This is a genomic window from Pedobacter jamesrossensis (assembly GCF_042650905.1).
In the GTDB taxonomy this organism is placed as follows: domain Bacteria; phylum Bacteroidota; class Bacteroidia; order Sphingobacteriales; family Sphingobacteriaceae; genus Pedobacter; species Pedobacter jamesrossensis.
In genome coordinates this window covers 17253-35038 of the sequence record NZ_JBHSBY010000145.1, presented here as the reverse complement: position 1 = coordinate 35038, position 17786 = coordinate 17253, and the positions used below count along the sequence as shown (strand labels likewise).

Annotated in this window: 19 protein-coding genes; 12 read left to right on the top strand and 7 right to left on the bottom strand. The window is 34.8% G+C overall.

The window, feature by feature from the left end; all coding sequences use genetic code 11:
* The first annotated feature begins 117 nt into the window (after positions 1 to 117).
* A complete protein-coding gene (locus tag ACFOUY_RS20045; protein WP_378963062.1) occupies positions 118 to 690 on the top strand; it encodes a YceI family protein in 573 nt (190 codons plus the stop codon).
* Positions 691 to 1148: 458 nt separating this feature from the next.
* On the opposite strand, the gene ACFOUY_RS20040 is transcribed toward ACFOUY_RS20045, so the two are convergent.
* Complete coding sequence (locus ACFOUY_RS20040) at positions 1149 to 1913, bottom strand: MBL fold metallo-hydrolase (protein WP_378963061.1); 765 nt, start codon at positions 1911 to 1913, stop codon at positions 1149 to 1151.
* Positions 1914 to 2108: 195 nt separating this feature from the next.
* Between ACFOUY_RS20040 and recJ the strand changes: the two genes are divergently transcribed.
* The 7 genes from recJ (at position 2109) to ACFOUY_RS20005 (ending at position 7919) form a co-directional block, all read left to right on the top strand.
* The gene (recJ, locus tag ACFOUY_RS20035) at positions 2109 to 3812 is read left to right on the top strand and encodes a single-stranded-DNA-specific exonuclease RecJ (protein WP_378963060.1); all 1704 of its coding nucleotides are present in this window, start codon (positions 2109 to 2111) and stop codon (positions 3810 to 3812) included.
* Between the two features lie 79 nt (positions 3813 to 3891).
* Positions 3892 to 4632 (top strand): LPS export ABC transporter ATP-binding protein, encoded by a 741-nt coding sequence (lptB, locus tag ACFOUY_RS20030; protein ID WP_378963059.1) that lies wholly within the window; start codon positions 3892 to 3894, stop codon positions 4630 to 4632.
* Positions 4633 to 4641: 9 nt separating this feature from the next.
* Positions 4642 to 6159, top strand: a complete 1518-nt coding sequence (locus ACFOUY_RS20025) for a GH3 auxin-responsive promoter family protein (RefSeq protein WP_378963057.1) — start codon at positions 4642 to 4644, stop codon at positions 6157 to 6159.
* Positions 6160 to 6203: 44 nt separating this feature from the next.
* Complete coding sequence (locus ACFOUY_RS20020; RefSeq protein ID WP_378963056.1) at positions 6204 to 6635, top strand: YkvA family protein; 432 nt, start codon at positions 6204 to 6206, stop codon at positions 6633 to 6635.
* The gene (locus ACFOUY_RS20015; RefSeq protein ID WP_378963055.1) at positions 6619 to 6939 is read left to right on the top strand and encodes a DUF2752 domain-containing protein; all 321 of its coding nucleotides are present in this window, start codon (positions 6619 to 6621) and stop codon (positions 6937 to 6939) included. The genes ACFOUY_RS20020 and ACFOUY_RS20015 overlap by 17 nt, the downstream gene beginning before the upstream one ends.
* Positions 6940 to 6943: 4 nt before the next feature.
* Entirely contained in the window at positions 6944 to 7417 is a 474-nt protein-coding gene (locus ACFOUY_RS20010) for a CCC motif membrane protein (RefSeq protein ID WP_378963054.1), read from the top strand.
* 91 nt (positions 7418 to 7508) lie between these two features.
* Complete coding sequence (locus ACFOUY_RS20005; RefSeq protein WP_378963053.1) at positions 7509 to 7919, top strand: BrxA/BrxB family bacilliredoxin; 411 nt, start codon at positions 7509 to 7511, stop codon at positions 7917 to 7919.
* Positions 7920 to 8064: 145 nt separating this feature from the next.
* On the opposite strand, the gene cdaA is transcribed toward ACFOUY_RS20005, so the two are convergent.
* Positions 8065 to 8856 carry a diadenylate cyclase CdaA gene (gene cdaA / locus ACFOUY_RS20000; RefSeq protein ID WP_378963052.1) on the bottom strand — a complete coding sequence of 264 codons (792 nt, stop codon included), beginning with the start codon at positions 8854 to 8856 and terminating at the stop codon, positions 8065 to 8067.
* Between the two features lie 61 nt (positions 8857 to 8917).
* Positions 8918 to 9769 carry a dihydropteroate synthase gene (gene folP, locus ACFOUY_RS19995; protein WP_378963051.1) on the bottom strand — a complete coding sequence of 284 codons (852 nt, stop codon included), beginning with the start codon at positions 9767 to 9769 and terminating at the stop codon, positions 8918 to 8920.
* Positions 9770 to 9867: 98 nt separating this feature from the next.
* Between folP and ACFOUY_RS19990 the strand changes: the two genes are divergently transcribed.
* The 4 genes from ACFOUY_RS19990 (at position 9868) to ACFOUY_RS19975 (ending at position 13278) form a co-directional block, all read left to right on the top strand.
* Entirely contained in the window at positions 9868 to 10413 is a 546-nt protein-coding gene (locus tag ACFOUY_RS19990) for a DUF1599 domain-containing protein (RefSeq protein WP_378963050.1), read from the top strand.
* Positions 10413 to 11564, top strand: coding sequence for a BT_3928 family protein (locus tag ACFOUY_RS19985; protein WP_378963049.1), 1152 nt, complete (start codon positions 10413 to 10415; stop codon positions 11562 to 11564). The genes ACFOUY_RS19990 and ACFOUY_RS19985 overlap by 1 nt, the downstream gene beginning before the upstream one ends.
* Positions 11565 to 12623, top strand: a complete 1059-nt coding sequence (locus ACFOUY_RS19980) for an ABC transporter permease (RefSeq protein ID WP_378963048.1) — start codon at positions 11565 to 11567, stop codon at positions 12621 to 12623.
* A 100-nt stretch (positions 12624 to 12723) separates the two neighbouring features.
* On the top strand, positions 12724 to 13278 hold the full coding sequence (locus ACFOUY_RS19975) for a shikimate kinase (protein ID WP_378963047.1): 555 nt from the start codon (positions 12724 to 12726) through the stop codon (positions 13276 to 13278).
* On the opposite strand, the gene ACFOUY_RS19970 is transcribed toward ACFOUY_RS19975, so the two are convergent.
* The 4 genes from ACFOUY_RS19970 to ACFOUY_RS19955 all read right to left on the bottom strand — a co-directional run bounded on the left by ACFOUY_RS19970 (position 13275) and on the right by ACFOUY_RS19955 (position 17461).
* Positions 13275 to 13682 carry an acyl-CoA thioesterase gene (locus ACFOUY_RS19970; protein WP_378963046.1) on the bottom strand — a complete coding sequence of 136 codons (408 nt, stop codon included), beginning with the start codon at positions 13680 to 13682 and terminating at the stop codon, positions 13275 to 13277. The two genes, ACFOUY_RS19975 and ACFOUY_RS19970, sit on opposite strands and share 4 nt — an antisense overlap.
* A 56-nt stretch (positions 13683 to 13738) precedes the next feature.
* Positions 13739 to 15223, bottom strand: a complete 1485-nt coding sequence (gene crtD / locus ACFOUY_RS19965; protein WP_378963045.1) for a 1-hydroxycarotenoid 3,4-desaturase CrtD — start codon at positions 15221 to 15223, stop codon at positions 13739 to 13741.
* A gap of 14 nt (positions 15224 to 15237) precedes the next feature.
* Positions 15238 to 16941: a M28 family peptidase gene (locus tag ACFOUY_RS19960; protein ID WP_378963044.1), complete on the bottom strand. Its 1704-nt coding sequence runs from the start codon at positions 16939 to 16941 to the stop codon at positions 15238 to 15240.
* A gap of 61 nt (positions 16942 to 17002) precedes the next feature.
* On the bottom strand, positions 17003 to 17461 hold the full coding sequence (locus tag ACFOUY_RS19955) for a DoxX family protein (RefSeq protein WP_378963043.1): 459 nt from the start codon (positions 17459 to 17461) through the stop codon (positions 17003 to 17005).
* Positions 17462 to 17786: the final 325 nt, after the last annotated feature.

Genomic DNA, 17786 nt, shown 5'->3' with positions numbered 1-17786 from the left:
TCACAGTCAATAGAATGATTTTAAATAAATAGATTATTTTTGAAAAACTTAACATAGGTCAATAACAGAATGCCGAACGTTAACATATCTTTGTATCAAATTATAAAAAACCAGAAAATGAAATTAAAAATCTCTTCAATCTTTTTATTAGTAGCTGTTGTGTCATTATCAGCTTTTACTACTATTAAGCCAGTTGCTTACACTGTAGACGTAGCAAAATCTACTATTACTTGGGTTGGTAAAAAAGTAACAGGTTCTCATAACGGAACTATTGCTTTACAATCAGGTACATTAAATGTTGATGGTAAAAAAGTAACTGGTGGTACTTTCACTATCGATATGAACTCTCTTAAAGATGCTGATGGTAGCGCTAAATTAGAAGGCCATTTAAAAGCTGATGATTTCTTTGGCGTAGCTAAATTTCCAACTGCGACTTTCGTAATTACTAAAGTTGCTGGTACAACTGTTTCTGGTAACTTAACTATTAAAGGTATTACTAAGCCATTAAGTTTCCCTGCAACTGTTACTGTAAATGCTGATGGTACCGTATCTGCTTTAGCTGGTAAAATCGTAGTTGATAGAACTAAATATGATATCAAATATGGTTCAAAATCATTTTTCGATAGCATTGGTGACAAAGCAATTAACGATGAGTTTGAATTAGCTGTTAAATTAGTAGCTAAAAAATAATTTTCCAGGTCTCGGAAAAATGTTAAAGGTCTCGATGAAAATCGGGACCTTTTTTATTATAGTGATTTTTTACCATGTAAGAAATTTAAGCTTCATATAAGCTTACATTCCTGATATGGCTATAAATTTAAATTTTAATGATTTTGGAAAGCAGTTGCAGTGTAACTATCGAAGGGCTTTCCCGCACTCCACTAAATCTTTTAGCCACTCATTCCTTACCCTCATAAAAACCAAAGCTAAAAGGATACCGCTACGTTCGGGTTTAGGAACCTACAAAACTGCAACAAACACAGATTGAAAATTTGTCTACCCCTTAGCGCTTTATATATTTCAGTCAGCTAAAGCTAGACGGTAACGAAATTAAAATACGATTTTACTGCTTTGGTCTTTTGCCTTTACACCTTCCACCTTCAAACCTTCCGCCTTTGGCCTTTAAGCTTTGGTCTTTTGCCTTTTACCTATCTAATTCTAAATCCGCCTTCAACTTCCTCAACAAAACCTGTCGCTTGGTCTTTGCTGTGGTAAAATAAGCATTCCCAGTTTTCTGCTGCGGCTCTTTTGCCAAACTCCTTACGTAACTCCATCGCTTTGCGGCCATCAAAATCGTATTTCGCAATAAAGTTTTTTATTAATTCACCTGGTTCGGGTAAAACATCGCCACCAAAAAATACTTTTTGTTTGTCTTCTGTTAGCAGAAAAACCTGATGGTTTGGGCAATGCGCACCAGTAAATTCAAAGGCTATTGTTTCATTTAAATTTCCATCACCTTCAACAAATTTCAGTTGCGCATTACGCTGAATAAATTCGAAAATATCGGTATGGTATGATGAAGATGTACTGCTAAAAGCGGTTTCCCACTCTCCACGATTAATTACATATTCAGCATCAGGAAAACTCAATTCTGTTTTGTCGCCAAGCTTGTGAATCATTCCACCAGAATGGTCGTAATGTAAATGCGACATTAAAACTTTAGTTACATCGGTTGGGTCGAAACCTGCGTTGCGAATGTTTTTATGTAAAATCAATTCGCCATGCTCATCACTAAAACCTAATCCTGTATCAAAAAGGACTAAGTCGTTTTTAAGTTCGACCAAAAATGGCTGAACGTTGATGAATAGTGATGCTGGTCTATCTTTAAAACTGTGAATGGCAGAATCGAAAGGAACGAATTTCTTTGATGCATCAACCGAGTAGGTGCCTTCGAATAGGGTATGAACTTGCAAAATGTGAAGATTTAATTTACAATGCAAAGTTAACAATCTATTTGTTTATTCGTTTTTCGAAAAGTCTGGCGAATGTTTTAATTCTTCCCTAAGAAAATTAAAGTTTTGAGTAAAAGGTAGTGATATAGTTCACACATGGCAAGGTTGTATCTATATCCAATTAAAATGTATATTTACTGTTCGGAGATAAAATAAATGGAAAAAAGATGGGTGCAATCATCAAATTGTAATGATGATACCATAACAACAATAGCAGAACAACTTAATATAGATAAATCGCTGGCTCAAATATTAGTACAAAGAAATATTTGCGATTTCGATTCAGCGAAAGATTTTTTCAGACCAGATTTAAACCATCTTCATAATCCTTTTTTAATGAAGGATATGGATTTGGCCATCGAGAGAATTGAAAAAGCTTTAGCCAATAACGAAAAAATTATGATTTATGGCGATTACGATGTTGATGGAACAACATCGGTTGCTTTAGCTTTTAGTTTCTTTTCTCAACTCACAAAAAATATAGAATATTATATTCCAGATAGATATTTAGAAGGCTATGGTATTTCGACTACAGGAATAGACTATGCCAACGGGAACGGCTTTTCACTTATTATTGCACTCGATTGTGGTATAAAATCTATTGATAAAATCGATTATGCAAATGGTTTTGGAATCGATTTTATTATCTGCGACCATCATTTGCCAGGAGATGAACTTCCAAAAGCTGTTGCCGTTTTAGATCCAAAACGTTCGGATTGTGAATATCCTTTTAAAGAATTGGCCGGTTGTGGAATTGGTTTTAAACTGGCTCAGGCTTATGCTCAAAAACATAATTTACCTAAAGAAACTTATCTTCAATATTTAGATTTGGTAATGGTTTCCATTGCTGCAGATATTGTTCCTGTGGTTGGCGAAAATAGAATTTTAGCTTATTACGGTATTAAAAAGCTGAATACCAATCCTTGCGAAGGCTTGAGAGCTTTAATGGAAGTTTCGGGCAAAACCGAAAATTATACCATCACCGATGTTGTTTTTACTTTAGGTCCGCGGATTAATGCTGCTGGAAGAATAGACCATGCAAAACACGCGGTTGCTATGCTTCTTTGCCAGGTCGATGGCAATTCTTTAGAACAAAGCGAACTCATTAACCTTAAAAATACCGAGCGTAAAACTTACGACCAGGATATTACTCGTGAAGCTTTAGCTTTAATAGGCGATAGTGAAGTTTTAATAAACAAAAAAACTACTGTTGTATTCAATGAAAACTGGCATAAAGGTGTAATTGGAATTGTTGCATCACGTTTAACAGAAAAATATTACCGCCCAACAATTGTACTTACAAAATCTAATGGACACGTTGCAGGTTCTTGTCGCTCGGTTGTCGGCTTTGATTTGTATGAAGCCTTAAGCGGTTGTGCAGATTTATTAGATCAATATGGCGGGCATAAATTTGCCGCAGGCTTAACCATGCAAGAAGATAATGTTGAGGCCTTTGCTGATAAATTTGAAGAAATTGTTTCTGCAAGTATTACTGAAGAACTTTTAACGCCAATGATTCGGATTGATGCAGAAATTGAACTGGCTCAAATTGATGGCAAATTTTATCGCGTTTTGGCACAAATGGGCCCATTCGGGCCAGAAAATATGGCGCCGATTTTCGTTACGCATAATGTTTATTTAGCTCAGCATGCGATGGTAGTTGGCGCAAATCATTTAAAAATTAATTTAAAACAACAAAATTCGAGTATTTTTGAAGGCATTGGATTTGGGTTAGCAGAATTTGAAAAACTTTTACAACCAAAAGTTCCATTTTCTGTTTGTTATACAATCGAAGAAAATGTGTGGCGAGATAAAAAACGCCTCCAATTAAATATTAAAGGAATAAAGGTAAAAGAATAAGGATAAAAGAACCAATAGCAATGATTAGGAAACCGATCTTTAATCCTTGCTCCTGATTCCTTATCAATAAATATAGAGAATGATATTAAGAGCCGAAAATCTGGTTAAAAAATATAAGCAACGAACCGTTGTTAACGATGTTTCTTTTAATGTAAGCCAAGGTGAAATTGTTGGTTTATTGGGGCCAAACGGTGCTGGTAAAACAACCTCATTTTACATGATTGTTGGTTTAATTAAACCAAATCAGGGACGAATTTTTTTAGAGGATGAAGATATTACTGAAGATGCAATGTATCGCCGTGCTCAAAAGGGAATTGGTTATCTGGCTCAAGAAGCATCTGTATTTAGAAAACTTACTGTAGAAGATAATATTCTTTCTATTTTGGAAATGAGTAATATGACTAAGGCAGAGCAGAAAGATAAACTCGAAGAACTAATTAATGAGTTCAGTTTACACAAGGTTCGTAAAAATCGTGGTGATTTATTATCAGGAGGGGAACGAAGACGTACAGAAATTGCAAGAGCTTTGGCTGCAAACCCTAATTTTATCCTTTTGGATGAGCCATTTGCAGGTGTTGATCCAATTGCTGTTGAAGAAATTCAGAGTATTGTGGCCAAGCTTAAGCATAAAAATATTGGTATTTTAATAACCGACCATAATGTGCAGGAAACACTTTCTATTACGGATAGAGCTTATTTACTTTTCGAAGGAAAAATTTTAGAGCAAGGTGTTCCAGAGGTTTTAGCAGAAAACGAAATGGTGAGAAAAGTTTATTTAGGTTCGAACTTTGTTTTGAAGCGCAAGAATTTTGATGTTTAATAAAAGCGAATGGCATTTGTAAATTCAATTTTCACCTGGTTAATGAAGAAGCGGATTCATCAAATCGAGCTTTTTATGAAATATCCTCATGATGTTCAGCAGGAGTGGTTTCATACTTTAATAGATAGTGCTGAAAATACCGAGTGGGGAAAAAAATACGACTACAAAACGATTTTAACCACATATCAATACCAGGAACGTGTTCCTATCCAAAATTACGATACGCTAAAACCATATATCGAGCGAATGCTTAATGGCGAACAAAATATATTGTGGCCATCGGATATAAAATGGTTTGCAAAATCATCGGGAACAACTAGTGATAGAAGTAAATTTATTCCTGTTTCTGAAGAATCTTTAGAAGAATGCCATTTTAAGGGCGGTAAGGATATGCTTTCTATCTATTGTAATAACCGCCCAGATAACCAGATGTTTACCGGAAAGGGACTGGTTTTAGGAGGTAGTCATCAGGTTAATCAGCTAAATGAAGATTGCTTTTATGGCGATTTATCAGCGGTGCTGATTAAAAATTTACCAATTTGGGCAGAATTTTATCGTACTCCAGATATGTCTATCGCATTAATGGATAATTATGAAATTAAGATGGATAGAATGGCTGAGGCTACCATTCAGGAAAATGTTACGAGTATCTCGGGAGTGCCAACATGGACAATTGTTTTAGCCAAAAAGGTTTTAGAACTCACTGGTAAGAAAAATTTACTGGAGGTATGGCCAAACTTAGAATTGTATGTTCATGGTGCGGTAAATTTTGGCCCCTATCGGGAACAATTTAAACAGCTCATTCCATCAAGTGAGATGTATTATCTTGAAACCTACAATGCATCAGAAGGTTTTTTTGGCATCCAAGATCAAGATAATTCAGAAGAAATGCTTTTAATGCTCGATTATGGTATTTTCTACGAGTTTGTTCCGATGGAAAACATTGGAGATGAAAATCCGAAGGCGTTATTGTTGGGTGAGGTAGAATTGAATAAAAACTATGCAATTGTAATTTCAACAAATGGTGGTTTGTGGCGTTACATGATTGGCGATACCATTCAATTTACTTCCTTAGAGCCCTACAGAATAAAGATTACCGGGCGGACAAAACATTTTATAAATGCATTTGGAGAAGAGGTAATTATCGATAATGCAGAACAAGCGCTAACAAAAGCCTGTGCCGAAACTGGTGCCGAAATTAAAGATTACACTGCCGGGCCAATTTATTTTAAAGGCGAAAAAGCTGGTGGTCATGAGTGGATTATCGAATTTGATAAACAGCCGAACGATTTTGAGAAATTTATCGATGTTATGGATAAAACCTTACGCGAGGTAAATTCTGATTATGATGCGAAGCGTTTCAAAGACATGGCTTTATGTAGGCCAAAAGTTCATAATGCACCGGCAAATACTTTTTATAACTGGCTAAAAGCAAAAGATAAATTAGGCGGACAACATAAGGTTCCTCGGCTTGCTAACGAACGTAAGTACGTGGATGATATTTTGGAGATGATAAAATCTCGTTAGATTGAATATTTATTCTCTTTTTAAGCGTTTTTACAAGATGGATTATGGCACTGAACAGGCAAAAAATATTAGATTTCTTCAAAAAATCGGAAAGTAAAGCTACGGTTATTCTAAAGGATAAAAAGAAAGCAAACGATACAATTAAAGAGGCATTAGGTAAGGCTGTTACTAATAAAGGTGATTTAGAAGGTATTTGGGCGAAAATGGTTTTGCTTTTTGCTGTCGCTAAAGATTACGTTAATGGCGATTACAACGAGATTCCTAAACGCTCAATTATAGCAATTCTTGGCGGGTTAATCTACTTTCTTTCTCCCATTGATGTAGTTCCTGATTTTGTGCCGGTTTTAGGTTTTATTGATGATGTTTTTATTCTAAATCTGGTTTACAAGCAAGTTGTAAAAGATTTAGAGAAATATAAAATTTGGAAGAATAATCAAATAAAAATAATTGGTCTTGTAGATGAATCAGATACATAATTTTCTGAATTGGTTAAGTCTGCATTTATTAAGTTGCCCTTTTAAGTCTCATTTCGGAATTGATTGCCCCGGTTGCGGTTTGCAGCGCTCTATCCTGGCTTTACTGAAAGGTAATTTTGTAGAATCTTTTAAGTTATATCCTGCAACTATACCCTTAATCTTTATTGTGGTTTTTACATTTATCCACTTAAAAATTGATTTTAAATTTGGTGCACAAGTTATAAAAATCACTTACATCGCTATTGCAGTAATTATTCTAATCAATTACATTTACAAAATATACAACCATCAGCTTATAAACTAAATTTATGTCAGAAGAACAAGGACATCCATCGGAAAACCAACCAATTATACCTCCAAATAATGATAACTCTGCATTTGGGCCTGTAAATACGCCGCCATTAACACCACCTCCTTTTCAACAAGCGCCGGGCTTTAATCAATTTGGTGGTCCTCAAAATTTACCAAACTCAACTGTGGCTTTAATTTTAGGAATTATATCAATTCCGGCTTGTTGTTGCTATGGTTTGGGTTTAATCTTCGGGATTATTGCCTGGGTTTTAAGTGCTGCTGATATTAAAAAGTATAATCTTAATCCTGCAAATTATTCAATCTCATCTTATAAAAATACTAAGGCCGGTAAAATATGCGGTATAATTGGAGCAATCTTGAGTCTGCTTTACCTTATTTGTATCATTGGCGTAATTGCCATGTTTGGTTGGGCTGCTTTAAAAGATCCTGAACTTATGAAAGAGTTATTGAGAGAGAAAGGCTTACAGTAATAAATTTACCTTAAAAATATAAATCGAATGGTTCATGCTGTTCGATTTTCTTATTTTTGTGCTTTAGAAATTGTAAATAAAATCAAAGATAATGTATCCAGAATATTTAGTAGAACCAATGCGTAAGGAATTAACTAACGTTGGTTTTGAAGAGTTAAAAAGCGCACAAGATGTAGACCAAGCTATTAAAGGCGAAGGTACTGTTTTAGTTGTTGTAAATTCAGTTTGTGGTTGCGCAGCAGCAAATGCTCGTCCGGCAGCAAGGGCAGCAGCAGCTCACGAAAAACATCCCGATAAATTGGTTACTGTATTTGCAGGAATGGAAAAAGAAGCTGTAGATCAGGCAAGAAATTATATGATGCCTTTCCCTCCATCATCTCCAGCAATGGCGTTATTTAAAGATGGTAAATTGGTTCACATGATAGAGCGTCATCAAATTGAGGGTCGCCCTGCACAAATGATTGCCGATAACTTAATTGGTGCTTTTGAGCAGTATTGCTAATAGTAGGATAAAAGATTGAGGAGCAAAGATTAAAGACCATGTGTTTTTAATCTTTGCTCTTTTTTTATGGCTAAAGGTTTTTTGAATTTTATCTTTACTCCTTTATCCTTGCTCTTTATTCTTTGCTCTTTTATCCTTGCTCTAATTAAAAATCCTTATTGAGTAATTTCTCCAATTCTCCGAAGGAAACATTCATCCGTACTCTGCCTTGTTTGGCATACGATATTTCTCCGGTTTCTTCAGAAATAATTACAGCCACAGCATCAGTCGTTTCAGATACACCGATTCCAGCTCTATGTCTTAACCCGAATTGCGAAGGTAATTGATCGTTATCTGTTAGCGGTAAAATACAACTCGCACTTTTAATTTTATTCTCAGAAATAACTACAGCACCATCGTGCAGTGGACTATTTTTTTGGAAAATACTTTCCAATAACCGTTTCGAAATTTTAGCATCAACAACTTCACAACTATTTGCGAAGAATTGCTCATCGTAAAACTTAACAAAAACAATTAAAGCACCTGTTCTGGTTTTTTTCATCGTTTTACAGGCATCAATGATTGGTTTAATGCGTGTTAAATTATTTCTTTCTATCTCTTTTCGACCGAAAAGGTAGCCCCACCAGGCTTTATTTTTTTGGAGGAAAGCATTTTTTCCGATAAGAAGTAAAAACCTTCTAATCTCTGGATGGAAAATTACAATCAAGGCAATAATGCCTACACTCATAAATTTCTCTATGATGGTTGTAAGCAGCTCCATGTGTAATCCTTTTACTATCCAGTAAAAAACTGTGATAATAAACATTCCAACTAGTAAATTTACAGCAAGCGTATTACGAATAAGCGTGTAAACATAGTAGATTAACAATGCTACTAAAACAATGTCAACAGCATCAGTTACAGATAATTTAAGAAAATCGAAGTCAAATCCTTTCATTAAGGGCAAGATAGTAAAACAGTTTTCAGTATACAATTTTCAATTGATGTAAAAGTGCATACTAACCCATCATCTCAACTAGTTTCATGCACTCTACTGCTTCTTTCACATCATGAACTCTTAAAATTTTTGCTCCTTTTTGCAGTGCGATAGTGTTTAAAACTGTAGTGCCATTTAATGCTTCTGCTGCTGTATTTTGCAAAACTTTATGAATCATTCCCTTTCTCGAAAAACCAACTAAAACGGGTAATTTAAAAATTTTAAACTCCTGCATTTGATTTAACAATTCGTAATTATGTTCAATTGTTTTTCCAAATCCGAATCCTGGGTCGATGATTACATCATGGATTTTGAGTTTTTTTAACTTGTCAATTTTCTCTGCCAAGTAACCAATAACATCTAATAAAACATTAGTATAAACTGGATTTTGCTGCATATTTTGCGGCGTTCCTTGCATGTGCATCATAATATATGGCACCTGAAGTCGGGCTATCGTTTCAAACATTTGTCCATCCAAATCTCCGGCAGCAATATCATTAATTATATGTGCGCCTGCTAAAATAGTTTGTTCAGCAATTTTTGCTCTAAAAGTATCAATAGAAATTATTGCTTCAGGCAGGTTTTTGTTTAGTGCTTCAATAACTGGTATAAGTCGGCTAAGTTCTTTATCTTCAGTAATGTTTTTTGCTCCTGGTCTTGATGAATAACCACCAATATCTATAAAAGTTGCTCCTTCATTTAAAAAGATTTCGGTTTTTCTTAAAGCATCATCAATTGAGTTTGTTCTACTATTACTGTAAAAAGAATCGGGTGTAATATTTAATATCGCCATTACTTTCGGCGTACTCAAATCGAAGATTTCGCCTCTAATATTTAAGCTCTGTTTTGGTTCAAAAAAGTTTTTTTCTACCATATTAAACCCTTTCGGGATTTGGGTTTCGCTTTAAAAATGTATCTTTAGCTTTTGTTTTTTCAATACAAAAATACATTAAAACTAAATAATTATTGGCCTTGGCACAAACAAATACCGCTTCTGAATTTGATGAAGTGATCGCAGTTTGCAGATCGCTTTTCCTTAAAAAAACAAAAGATTATGGCACAGCATGGCGCATTTTAAGGCCAAGCTCTATCACTGATCAGATTTTTATTAAAGCACAACGCATTCGTACTTTAGAAGAAAAAAAAGTAAGTAAAGTAGATGAGGGCATTATTCCAGAATACATTGGTATAATTAATTATTGTGTTATTGCAATGATGCAGTTAGAACTTAACGAAAACGATCCCCTTGAAATGCCTTTTGATGATGTGCAAGATACATTTGATACTAAGGTTCAGGAAACAAAGGATTTAATGTTTGCTAAAAACCACGATTACGGAGAAGCTTGGAGAGATATGCGAATTAGTTCGCTTACTGATTTAATTTTAATGAAAGTTTTCAGAGTTAAACAAATTGAAGATAACGAAGGGCAAACTCTTGCATCAGAAGGCGTACATGCAAATTATCAGGATATGTTAAATTATTCTGTTTTTGCATTAATCAAATTAGGCGTAAAATAATGAAGAATGTACTTTTAACAATTTCCAGAATTTTTGTCGGGGTATTATTTATCTTTTCAGGGTTGATAAAAGCCAATGATCCACTAGGATTTGGTTATAAGCTTCAAGAATATTTCGAGGTATTTCATATGGATTTTTTAAGTCCTGCTGCAACTGGTATAGCAATTTTACTTTGCACACTCGAAATTGTTTTAGGTGCATTGCTTTTACTTGGTTTTTGGGGTAAAAAAGTTTCCTGGGGATTGCTATTACTGATAATTTTCTTTACACTTTTAACTTTCGTTTCAGCCTTTTTTAAAGTGGTAACCAGTTGCGGCTGTTTTGGCGATGCTATTCCGCTTACGCCCTGGCAGTCTTTCGGTAAAGATATTGTGCTACTGGTACTTATCATTTACATATTCCTTAAAAAAGATTCAATTCTTCCTTTTTTTAAAAAAGATAAAACGCAACTGAATATTGCAATTTTGATTTCTGTTGTAGCTTTGCTTTTCGGGCTATACACTTATAATTTTTTGCCAGTTATCGATTTTCTACCGTATAAAGTTGGCGCACATATTCCTTCGTTAATGGTTATACCTCCCGGAGAAAAACCAGATGAATTTCAAATCATGTATCACCTTAAAAATAAAAAAACTAAGGATGAAAAGGATATGAGCGATAAGGAATATCTGAAAACTGAAATCTGGAAAGATAATAACTGGGAGATTGTTGGAGAACCTACGAAAACGTTAGTTAAAAAAGGATATGATCCTAAAATTAAAGATTTGATTATTACTGATGCTTCAGGAACAGATTATACAAAAGAACTAATAGAAAATCCATATTACAGTTTGGTTTTTGTGGCTTATAATTTAAATAACACAAATGAGAAAGCCATTGGTGATTTAAATGCTTTAGCGTTAAATGCAACACAACAATTTAATATCAGAAGCGTTTTGTTAACCTCAAATTCGGCAATTGATGCACAGAAATTTATTAAAAAGAATAATCTTTTCTCCGAAGTTTTTTATGCTGATGCTGTTCCTTTAAAAAGTATGGTTAGGGCTAATCCTGGTGTAATACTTTTAAAAAATGGTGTGGTTATAAATAAATGGCATTTCCATAATGTACCAAGCTTCGAACAGTTGAGTACAAAATATTTTAGCAAATAGATGTTAGGATACGCAGTAAAAAAACTCTTATACGGATTACTGGTTATGGCTGGCGTTGTATTGGTTGTTTTTGTTTTGTTTAATATTTTACCTGGCGACCCTGCAAGAATGACGATGGGACAAAGAGCAGATGTGCAATCGCTCGAAGCTGTGCGTAAAGAATTTGGTTTAGATAGGTCGAAACCAATGCAGTTTGTTCTTTATGTAAATGATTTATCACCAGTTAGTGTTTTAGATAATGATAGCTTGACACAGAAAAAGTATCACTACGCAAAGCTTATCAATTTCGAAAAAAAGGCTTTAGTTCTTAAATGGCCATATTTAAGAAGCTCTTATCAAACCAAAAGAGATGTTACGGCAATTCTCTCAGAAACCGTTCCGAATACTTTTATCCTTGCCTTAACCGCTATGATTTTTGCAACAATTATTGGCGTTTTTTTGGGTGTACTATCAGCAGTTTATAAAGACTCATGGATAGATAAATCGGCTAATGCATTTGCAATCTTGGGTATTTCTGCACCTTCTTTTTTTGCGGGGATTATAATTGCCTGGCTTTTTGGTTTTGTGTTAAGTAATTATACGGGATTAAGAATGAGTGGTAGTTTATATAGTTATGATCCTTTTAATGGCGAAATTTTAACATTAAGAAATCTTTGGCTGCCAATGATAACTTTAGGTTTAAGACCTTTAGCTATAATTGTTCAACTAACCAGAAGCGCCATGCTTGATGTTTTAGCACAAGATTATATCCGTACGGCCAGAGCAAAGGGTTTGGGTAGAAATGCGATAATTTACAAGCACGCGTTAAAAAATGCTATGAATCCAGTCATAACCGCTATTTCTGGGTGGTTTGCTTCATTGCTGGCAGGTTCTTTTTTTGTTGAATATATTTTTGGATATAACGGATTGGGTCGAACTACGGTTACAGCTTTAGAAATGTCGGATTTCCCGGTGGTTATGGGCTCTATTTTATTTATTGCATTTGTTTTTGTGGTTATAAATATCTTGGTTGATATCTTGTATGCGTATGTTGATCCGAGGGTTAAATTAACCCCCTAGCCCCCAAAAGGGGAAACTAAAGATGAAAATAAATGCAGTAGAGTAAAAGTAAAAGAGAAACTGAGATAGGAATAACGATAACTAAAAATAGAAGTGGTATATGAACGATAGAAATTCAAGTTCCCCTTTAGGGGCGGAGGGGTTAGGAATTATTTTTCTTATCGGCTATATGGGTTGTGGTAAAAGTACAAAAGCCAAACAGCTAGCGCATAGATTAGATTGCCCGGTTATTGATTTGGACGCGGAAATTGTTTCCAGAACTGGAAAAACAATAGCGGAGTATTTCGAAGCTTTTGGCGAAAGTGGTTTCAGAGATTATGAAAGTGAAACGCTTAAAACTTACCCATATCCTGAAAACTGTGTTGTGGCAACGGGCGGCGGTTTACCATGTTTTTTTGATAATATGGATTGGATGAATACAAACGGCACAACTGCTTATCTAGAAATGCAGCCTGCTCAATTAGTATCCAGATTACAAAACAGGCAAAAACGACCTTTAATTAAAGATTTAGATGATGAGCAACTACTGGAGTTTATAAATGTAAAACTGGCTGAGCGAAATCCATTTTATACCAAAGCAAAAGTTATTGTTAATGCATTTGATTTAGATGCAGAAAAACTCAAAGAAGTAATTAAAATGCAAAGCAAAACTTAAGCATTGCCTTGGTCTTCTTCAGCAAACTGTTCTTCAATATATTTTATTTTCGTTTTACCGTGAGGTGTTGGCTCGCCATAATCATTAATGTTTACGAAAACAATTTTGTCAATTGTTAAAATACTTTTTCGGGTAATTTTATTTCTTACTTCGCAGCACATGGTAATAGAAGTTGTGCCGAAATTTGTGGCTGTGATACCCAGTTCAATAATGTCGCCTAATCTGCCCGAACTAACGAAATTAATTTCAGACATATATTTGGTTACTACTTTTGGGTTTTCGAGCTGAACAATCGCATAGATTGCAGCTTCTTCATCTATCCATTTTAAAAGACTTCCACCAAATAATCCTCCGTTAGGATTTAAGTCTTCTGGTTTTATCCATTTGCGTGTGTGAAAATTCATAATATGATTTGTTAAGATTGGGACAGTTCAAATGCCATCTAAACAAATGTATCCTTTTAAGATTTAGTAAGCTTCAGATTATCGTCAATAATTTTAGCAGATAGTAATGCTAGGGGAATTCCACCGCCGGGATGCACGCTACCACCGCAGAAGTATAGGTTTTCTATTTTTGAACTAAAATTTGGGTGCCTCAAAAATGCTGCAAACTGATTATTTGAACTGTTGCCATATAACGAGCCTTGATACGAGCCTGTTTTAATTTCAATGCTTCTTGGGTCGAGGATTTGCTCGCAAACAATATCATCAGCAATATTTTTCTTTAGTATTCTGTTTAGTTTTTGAATAATGTTTTCTTTAGCTTTAATAATAAACTCATCCCAATTTTGGCCATTATTTGCCGGAACATTTATCATCACAAACCAATTTTCACAACCTTTAGGTGCATCAGCTTTAATGTGTTTTGAAGTAATATTGATATAAATTGTTGGGTCTGAGCAAATGGTTTGCTCTTTCCAAATTGAATCGAACTCTGCTTTATAATTTTCAGCGAATAAGATATTGTGCAAACCTAATTCTGGGTATTCATTTTTCATGCCCCAATAAAAAATTAGTGCAGAGCTGCTTCTCTGCTGACTGAGTAGCTTTTTCGGAGCCTTGAAATCTTTTAGGAGATTTTTGTAAGTAAACCAAATATCTAAATTCGAAATAACAAAATTCGCCTTATGAATTTGTCCATTGTTTCTAACACCTTCAACCTTTATCCCTCTACCATCCGCCTTAAAAACAATTTCTTCAACTTTTGTATTAAATTGAAATTTAACACCCAAATCTTCCGCCAGTTTTACTAAAGATGTAGTAATGCTATACATTCCTTTTTTAGGTAAAAAAGCGCCAAAATGATACTCAAAATGAGGAATAACATTTAAAGTGGCAGGAGCTTGATATGGATTAGAACCGTTGTAAGTTGCATAACGATTAAATAACTGAACAATTCTCTCATCGTTAAAGAAAGCTTCATTGGCCTTGCTTTGTGTACGAAAAGCATCAATTTGCCCAAACCTAAAAACAGATTTTACGGTGTCCCAATGTAAGTAGCTATTTAATTTATGAAGTGTTCTTTCTAAAAATACTTTATGCGTTACCGAATATATGGTTTCGCTTTTATTCAGAAATTTTTTGATTTCCTCTGCAGAAGAATTTGTTTTCTGCTCAATTTCATCTGCAAATTTATTAATGTCGGTCCAGGCGGTTAGATTCAAGCCATCTTCATAAAAATACCTACATATTTCACCTAGTTTATCATATTGAAAATAATCGGAAGGATTCTTTTTTGCCAGCGCAAAAAGCTCATCTACATATTGTGGCATGGTAAATAAACTTGGCCCAGCATCAAAACGAAAACCGTGTAAATTAATCTCGGCAAGTTTCCCCCCAGGATAAGAATTTGATTCAAAAACCTCGACTTCATAGCCTTTAACAGCCATTCTAATTGCAGAAGCTATTCCAGCAATTCCTGCACCTATAATTATTGCTTTTGGCATTTTATATAATTGAATTACTTCAACTCTTCCAGATAGGTTTTTGTTTGCTTTTCAATTTCGCCAGTTGCAACTTTTATGGTAGAACCAACTCTTGTTGTTTCGGGTTTTACTGGCATTTTATTAATTGTAGCCAAAGCATCAATATACCATTTACTCCAAACTTCGATAATATGCTTTTCGTCAGCAGCGGGCTTTCCATCTGCAATTGCTTTTTTACTTAAATCGAATTCGGTTTTAAGGCGAATCAGTGCATCTGCTTTAACCTGCGCTACTGTTGCGGTTGCCGTATTTTCATCCGCAGAAATTAAAGTGTAGGCTGCAGTTAAAGCGCTTATACCAACGTTTTTCATTTCGGTTGGCGATACTTTGTCTAATCTGTCGTTATCTGTATGGTAAAAAACATCGGTAAAATGCCACATTAATAAACCAGGAATTTTATTTTGTAGAAAAGGAGTATGGTCACTTCCACCTTCAAAAGGATTATAGTTTACCGTCCAGTTTGCGAACTTTCCTTGTGTTTTGCAGATATCGAAAATAAAGTCGTTGAAATAATGAGGGAAAAGGTCTTTTTCGCCAACATCTCCAGCACCCCATTCTGTGTGTTTGTCTGTTCCCCGGGTCCATATTGCCGATGGGTCTGGCATTTTTTCAATCAAGAAAGAACCACCAGTTTTCTTTGTATCTTCACCTACCATATCCAAACTCATTCCCCATAAAATCCCTTTTGCTCTTGTGGTGTCTTCTACAATATATCGCTTAGTCGATACAATTTCATCGCCCCATAAAAAGGTTAATGTACGTTTTGGGCTAATTTTTTTTGCTTGATAAAGCTCTGCTGTTAATCTAGCCATTTCAGCGAGCGTACCTACACCGCTTGCATTATCATTTGCACCAGGCTCCTGAACGTGAGCGCTGAAAACGAAACGTTCATCAGGTTTCTCGCTACCTTTTAAGTTAGCAACAATGGTTAATTCTTCTGCCTGATAAATTTTAGTTTCGATGTTAACTTTTAGTTTTGTTGAGCCTTTTAAGCAAGAAGCTTTCAGTTTTTCTTTTGCGCCAAAAGATAATAACAACGTCCACACATCGCTATTGGCTGCCATCCTTCCAAATTGAATTGAAGTTTGGTGTATTTCTGGTTGTGTATATGTGGGCATAGAATAACCTAAAACACCTACAGCTCCAGCTTTTGCTGCTATCGCTAATAATCTTGATGGATTTGTTTCTGAAAATAGAATTTTTCCTTTCAAATCCATTTTGTCAATTTCTGCCGGAACCACTTTTGGGATGTAAATAACTTCTGCGGTAATACCTTCGGGTGGTGTAGATTGACAGTTAATCGGAATCATATTGCGATTCGTTTTAAAAGAAATCAATGGCTGTGATTCTCCAACGATGTCGATATTTGCGTTTACCGGTTCCCAGGTTTTGTTTTTCATCGCTCGTTTTTCGATGCGATAAGTTAATGGTGCTTCAAACTCATTTTGTTTTTGCTCTACAAAACCTGCTTTTTTCAAAATATCTTCTACATGATGAATACTTGCATTGAAACCCGTATTACCTGGCAAGCGGAAATATTTTTCTACAAATGCTGTTGTTGCAAATGCATTTTGCTCTTTAAATCCTGGGCGTGTTAATTTAAAATTTGCTTCTGCTGAGTTTTGAGCGTAACTCGAAAATCCCGCTAAAAGCAGGCCTAAAAGTATCTTTGATTTCATGAATATTAGCTATAATCGCTGAAAGATACTAAGAATAGTTTTATTGTTGATAAGCTTTTAATTAATCGTAACGCTTACCTTTTTTATTCTTTAAGCCATCATCAACCGATAGTGGTCCTGAACCTATAACCCAAAATAGAATTAGCATAAATAAGACTAAAATGGATAACCAAAGTTCTGAGTTTGGCATCGAAAATCCTTTAGTAAGATTTACGAAAAATACTGCAAATAGTAATATCGGAATTTGAATAACAACTGCAAATCGTGTTACTAATCCCAACGTAATTAAAATGCCGCCAACTAAATGGGCAAAAGCTACAATGTGAATAGCTACACTAATTAGAACACCAGAAAATCCAAATACATTGTTTTCGGTAATTAAATTTTGAAGTGTTGAGGTGTCGCTGATAAAAGATATGCCTTTGCCAAAAATTACGAGGCCTAAAATAATTCTAAGAAAATCTAGCCATTTTGTTTGATGAACATCGCCCCAATGTTCAATTTTACGGATAACGTTCATGATGAACCTCCTTTTTAGGTGAAATGATGTATTAAGTTACCAAATTATATCGGTTAATCAAATAGTTATGAATTTGTTAAAGTACTTTTAGTAGGCTTATTATCGGCGAAAAATTGAGCAAGGTGTGCTGTCCTAAACAAAAAATGATTTTTTGTGAATTTCTAAATGTTAATAAAACAAATTATGATTCTCCCACATAATAATAGGATAGGTGGCGCTGCTAATTTAAAATTCGGTTCATTTAATGCGGGATAATCCATCCGCGAAAAGTTTATAAGTTGCACGCTAATCTTATTCTTTGATTTATAAAGTTTTATCCTGCAAT

Excerpts from the sequence above, each read along its gene's own strand:
- ACFOUY_RS20045 (WP_378963062.1), top strand. The coding sequence starts at position 118 with ATGAAATTAAAAATCTCTTCAATCTTTTTATTAGTAGCTGTTGTGTCA.
- recJ (WP_378963060.1), top strand. The coding sequence starts at position 2,109 with ATGGAAAAAAGATGGGTGCAATCATCAAATTGTAATGATGATACCATA.
- lptB (WP_378963059.1), top strand. The coding sequence starts at position 3,892 with ATGATATTAAGAGCCGAAAATCTGGTTAAAAAATATAAGCAACGAACC.
- ACFOUY_RS20025 (WP_378963057.1), top strand. The coding sequence starts at position 4,642 with ATGGCATTTGTAAATTCAATTTTCACCTGGTTAATGAAGAAGCGGATT.
- ACFOUY_RS20020 (WP_378963056.1), top strand. The coding sequence starts at position 6,204 with ATGGCACTGAACAGGCAAAAAATATTAGATTTCTTCAAAAAATCGGAA.
- ACFOUY_RS20015 (WP_378963055.1), top strand. The coding sequence starts at position 6,619 with ATGAATCAGATACATAATTTTCTGAATTGGTTAAGTCTGCATTTATTA.
- ACFOUY_RS20010 (WP_378963054.1), top strand. The coding sequence starts at position 6,944 with ATGTCAGAAGAACAAGGACATCCATCGGAAAACCAACCAATTATACCT.
- ACFOUY_RS20005 (WP_378963053.1), top strand. The coding sequence starts at position 7,509 with ATGTATCCAGAATATTTAGTAGAACCAATGCGTAAGGAATTAACTAAC.
- cdaA (WP_378963052.1), bottom strand. The coding sequence starts at position 8,856 with ATGAAAGGATTTGACTTCGATTTTCTTAAATTATCTGTAACTGATGCT.
- folP (WP_378963051.1), bottom strand. The coding sequence starts at position 9,769 with ATGGTAGAAAAAAACTTTTTTGAACCAAAACAGAGCTTAAATATTAGA.
- ACFOUY_RS19985 (WP_378963049.1), top strand. The coding sequence starts at position 10,413 with ATGAAGAATGTACTTTTAACAATTTCCAGAATTTTTGTCGGGGTATTA.
- ACFOUY_RS19980 (WP_378963048.1), top strand. The coding sequence starts at position 11,565 with ATGTTAGGATACGCAGTAAAAAAACTCTTATACGGATTACTGGTTATG.
- ACFOUY_RS19975 (WP_378963047.1), top strand. The coding sequence starts at position 12,724 with ATGAACGATAGAAATTCAAGTTCCCCTTTAGGGGCGGAGGGGTTAGGA.
- ACFOUY_RS19970 (WP_378963046.1), bottom strand. The coding sequence starts at position 13,682 with ATGAATTTTCACACACGCAAATGGATAAAACCAGAAGACTTAAATCCT.
- crtD (WP_378963045.1), bottom strand. The coding sequence starts at position 15,223 with ATGCCAAAAGCAATAATTATAGGTGCAGGAATTGCTGGAATAGCTTCT.
- ACFOUY_RS19960 (WP_378963044.1), bottom strand. The coding sequence starts at position 16,941 with ATGAAATCAAAGATACTTTTAGGCCTGCTTTTAGCGGGATTTTCGAGT.
- ACFOUY_RS19955 (WP_378963043.1), bottom strand. The coding sequence starts at position 17,461 with ATGAACGTTATCCGTAAAATTGAACATTGGGGCGATGTTCATCAAACA.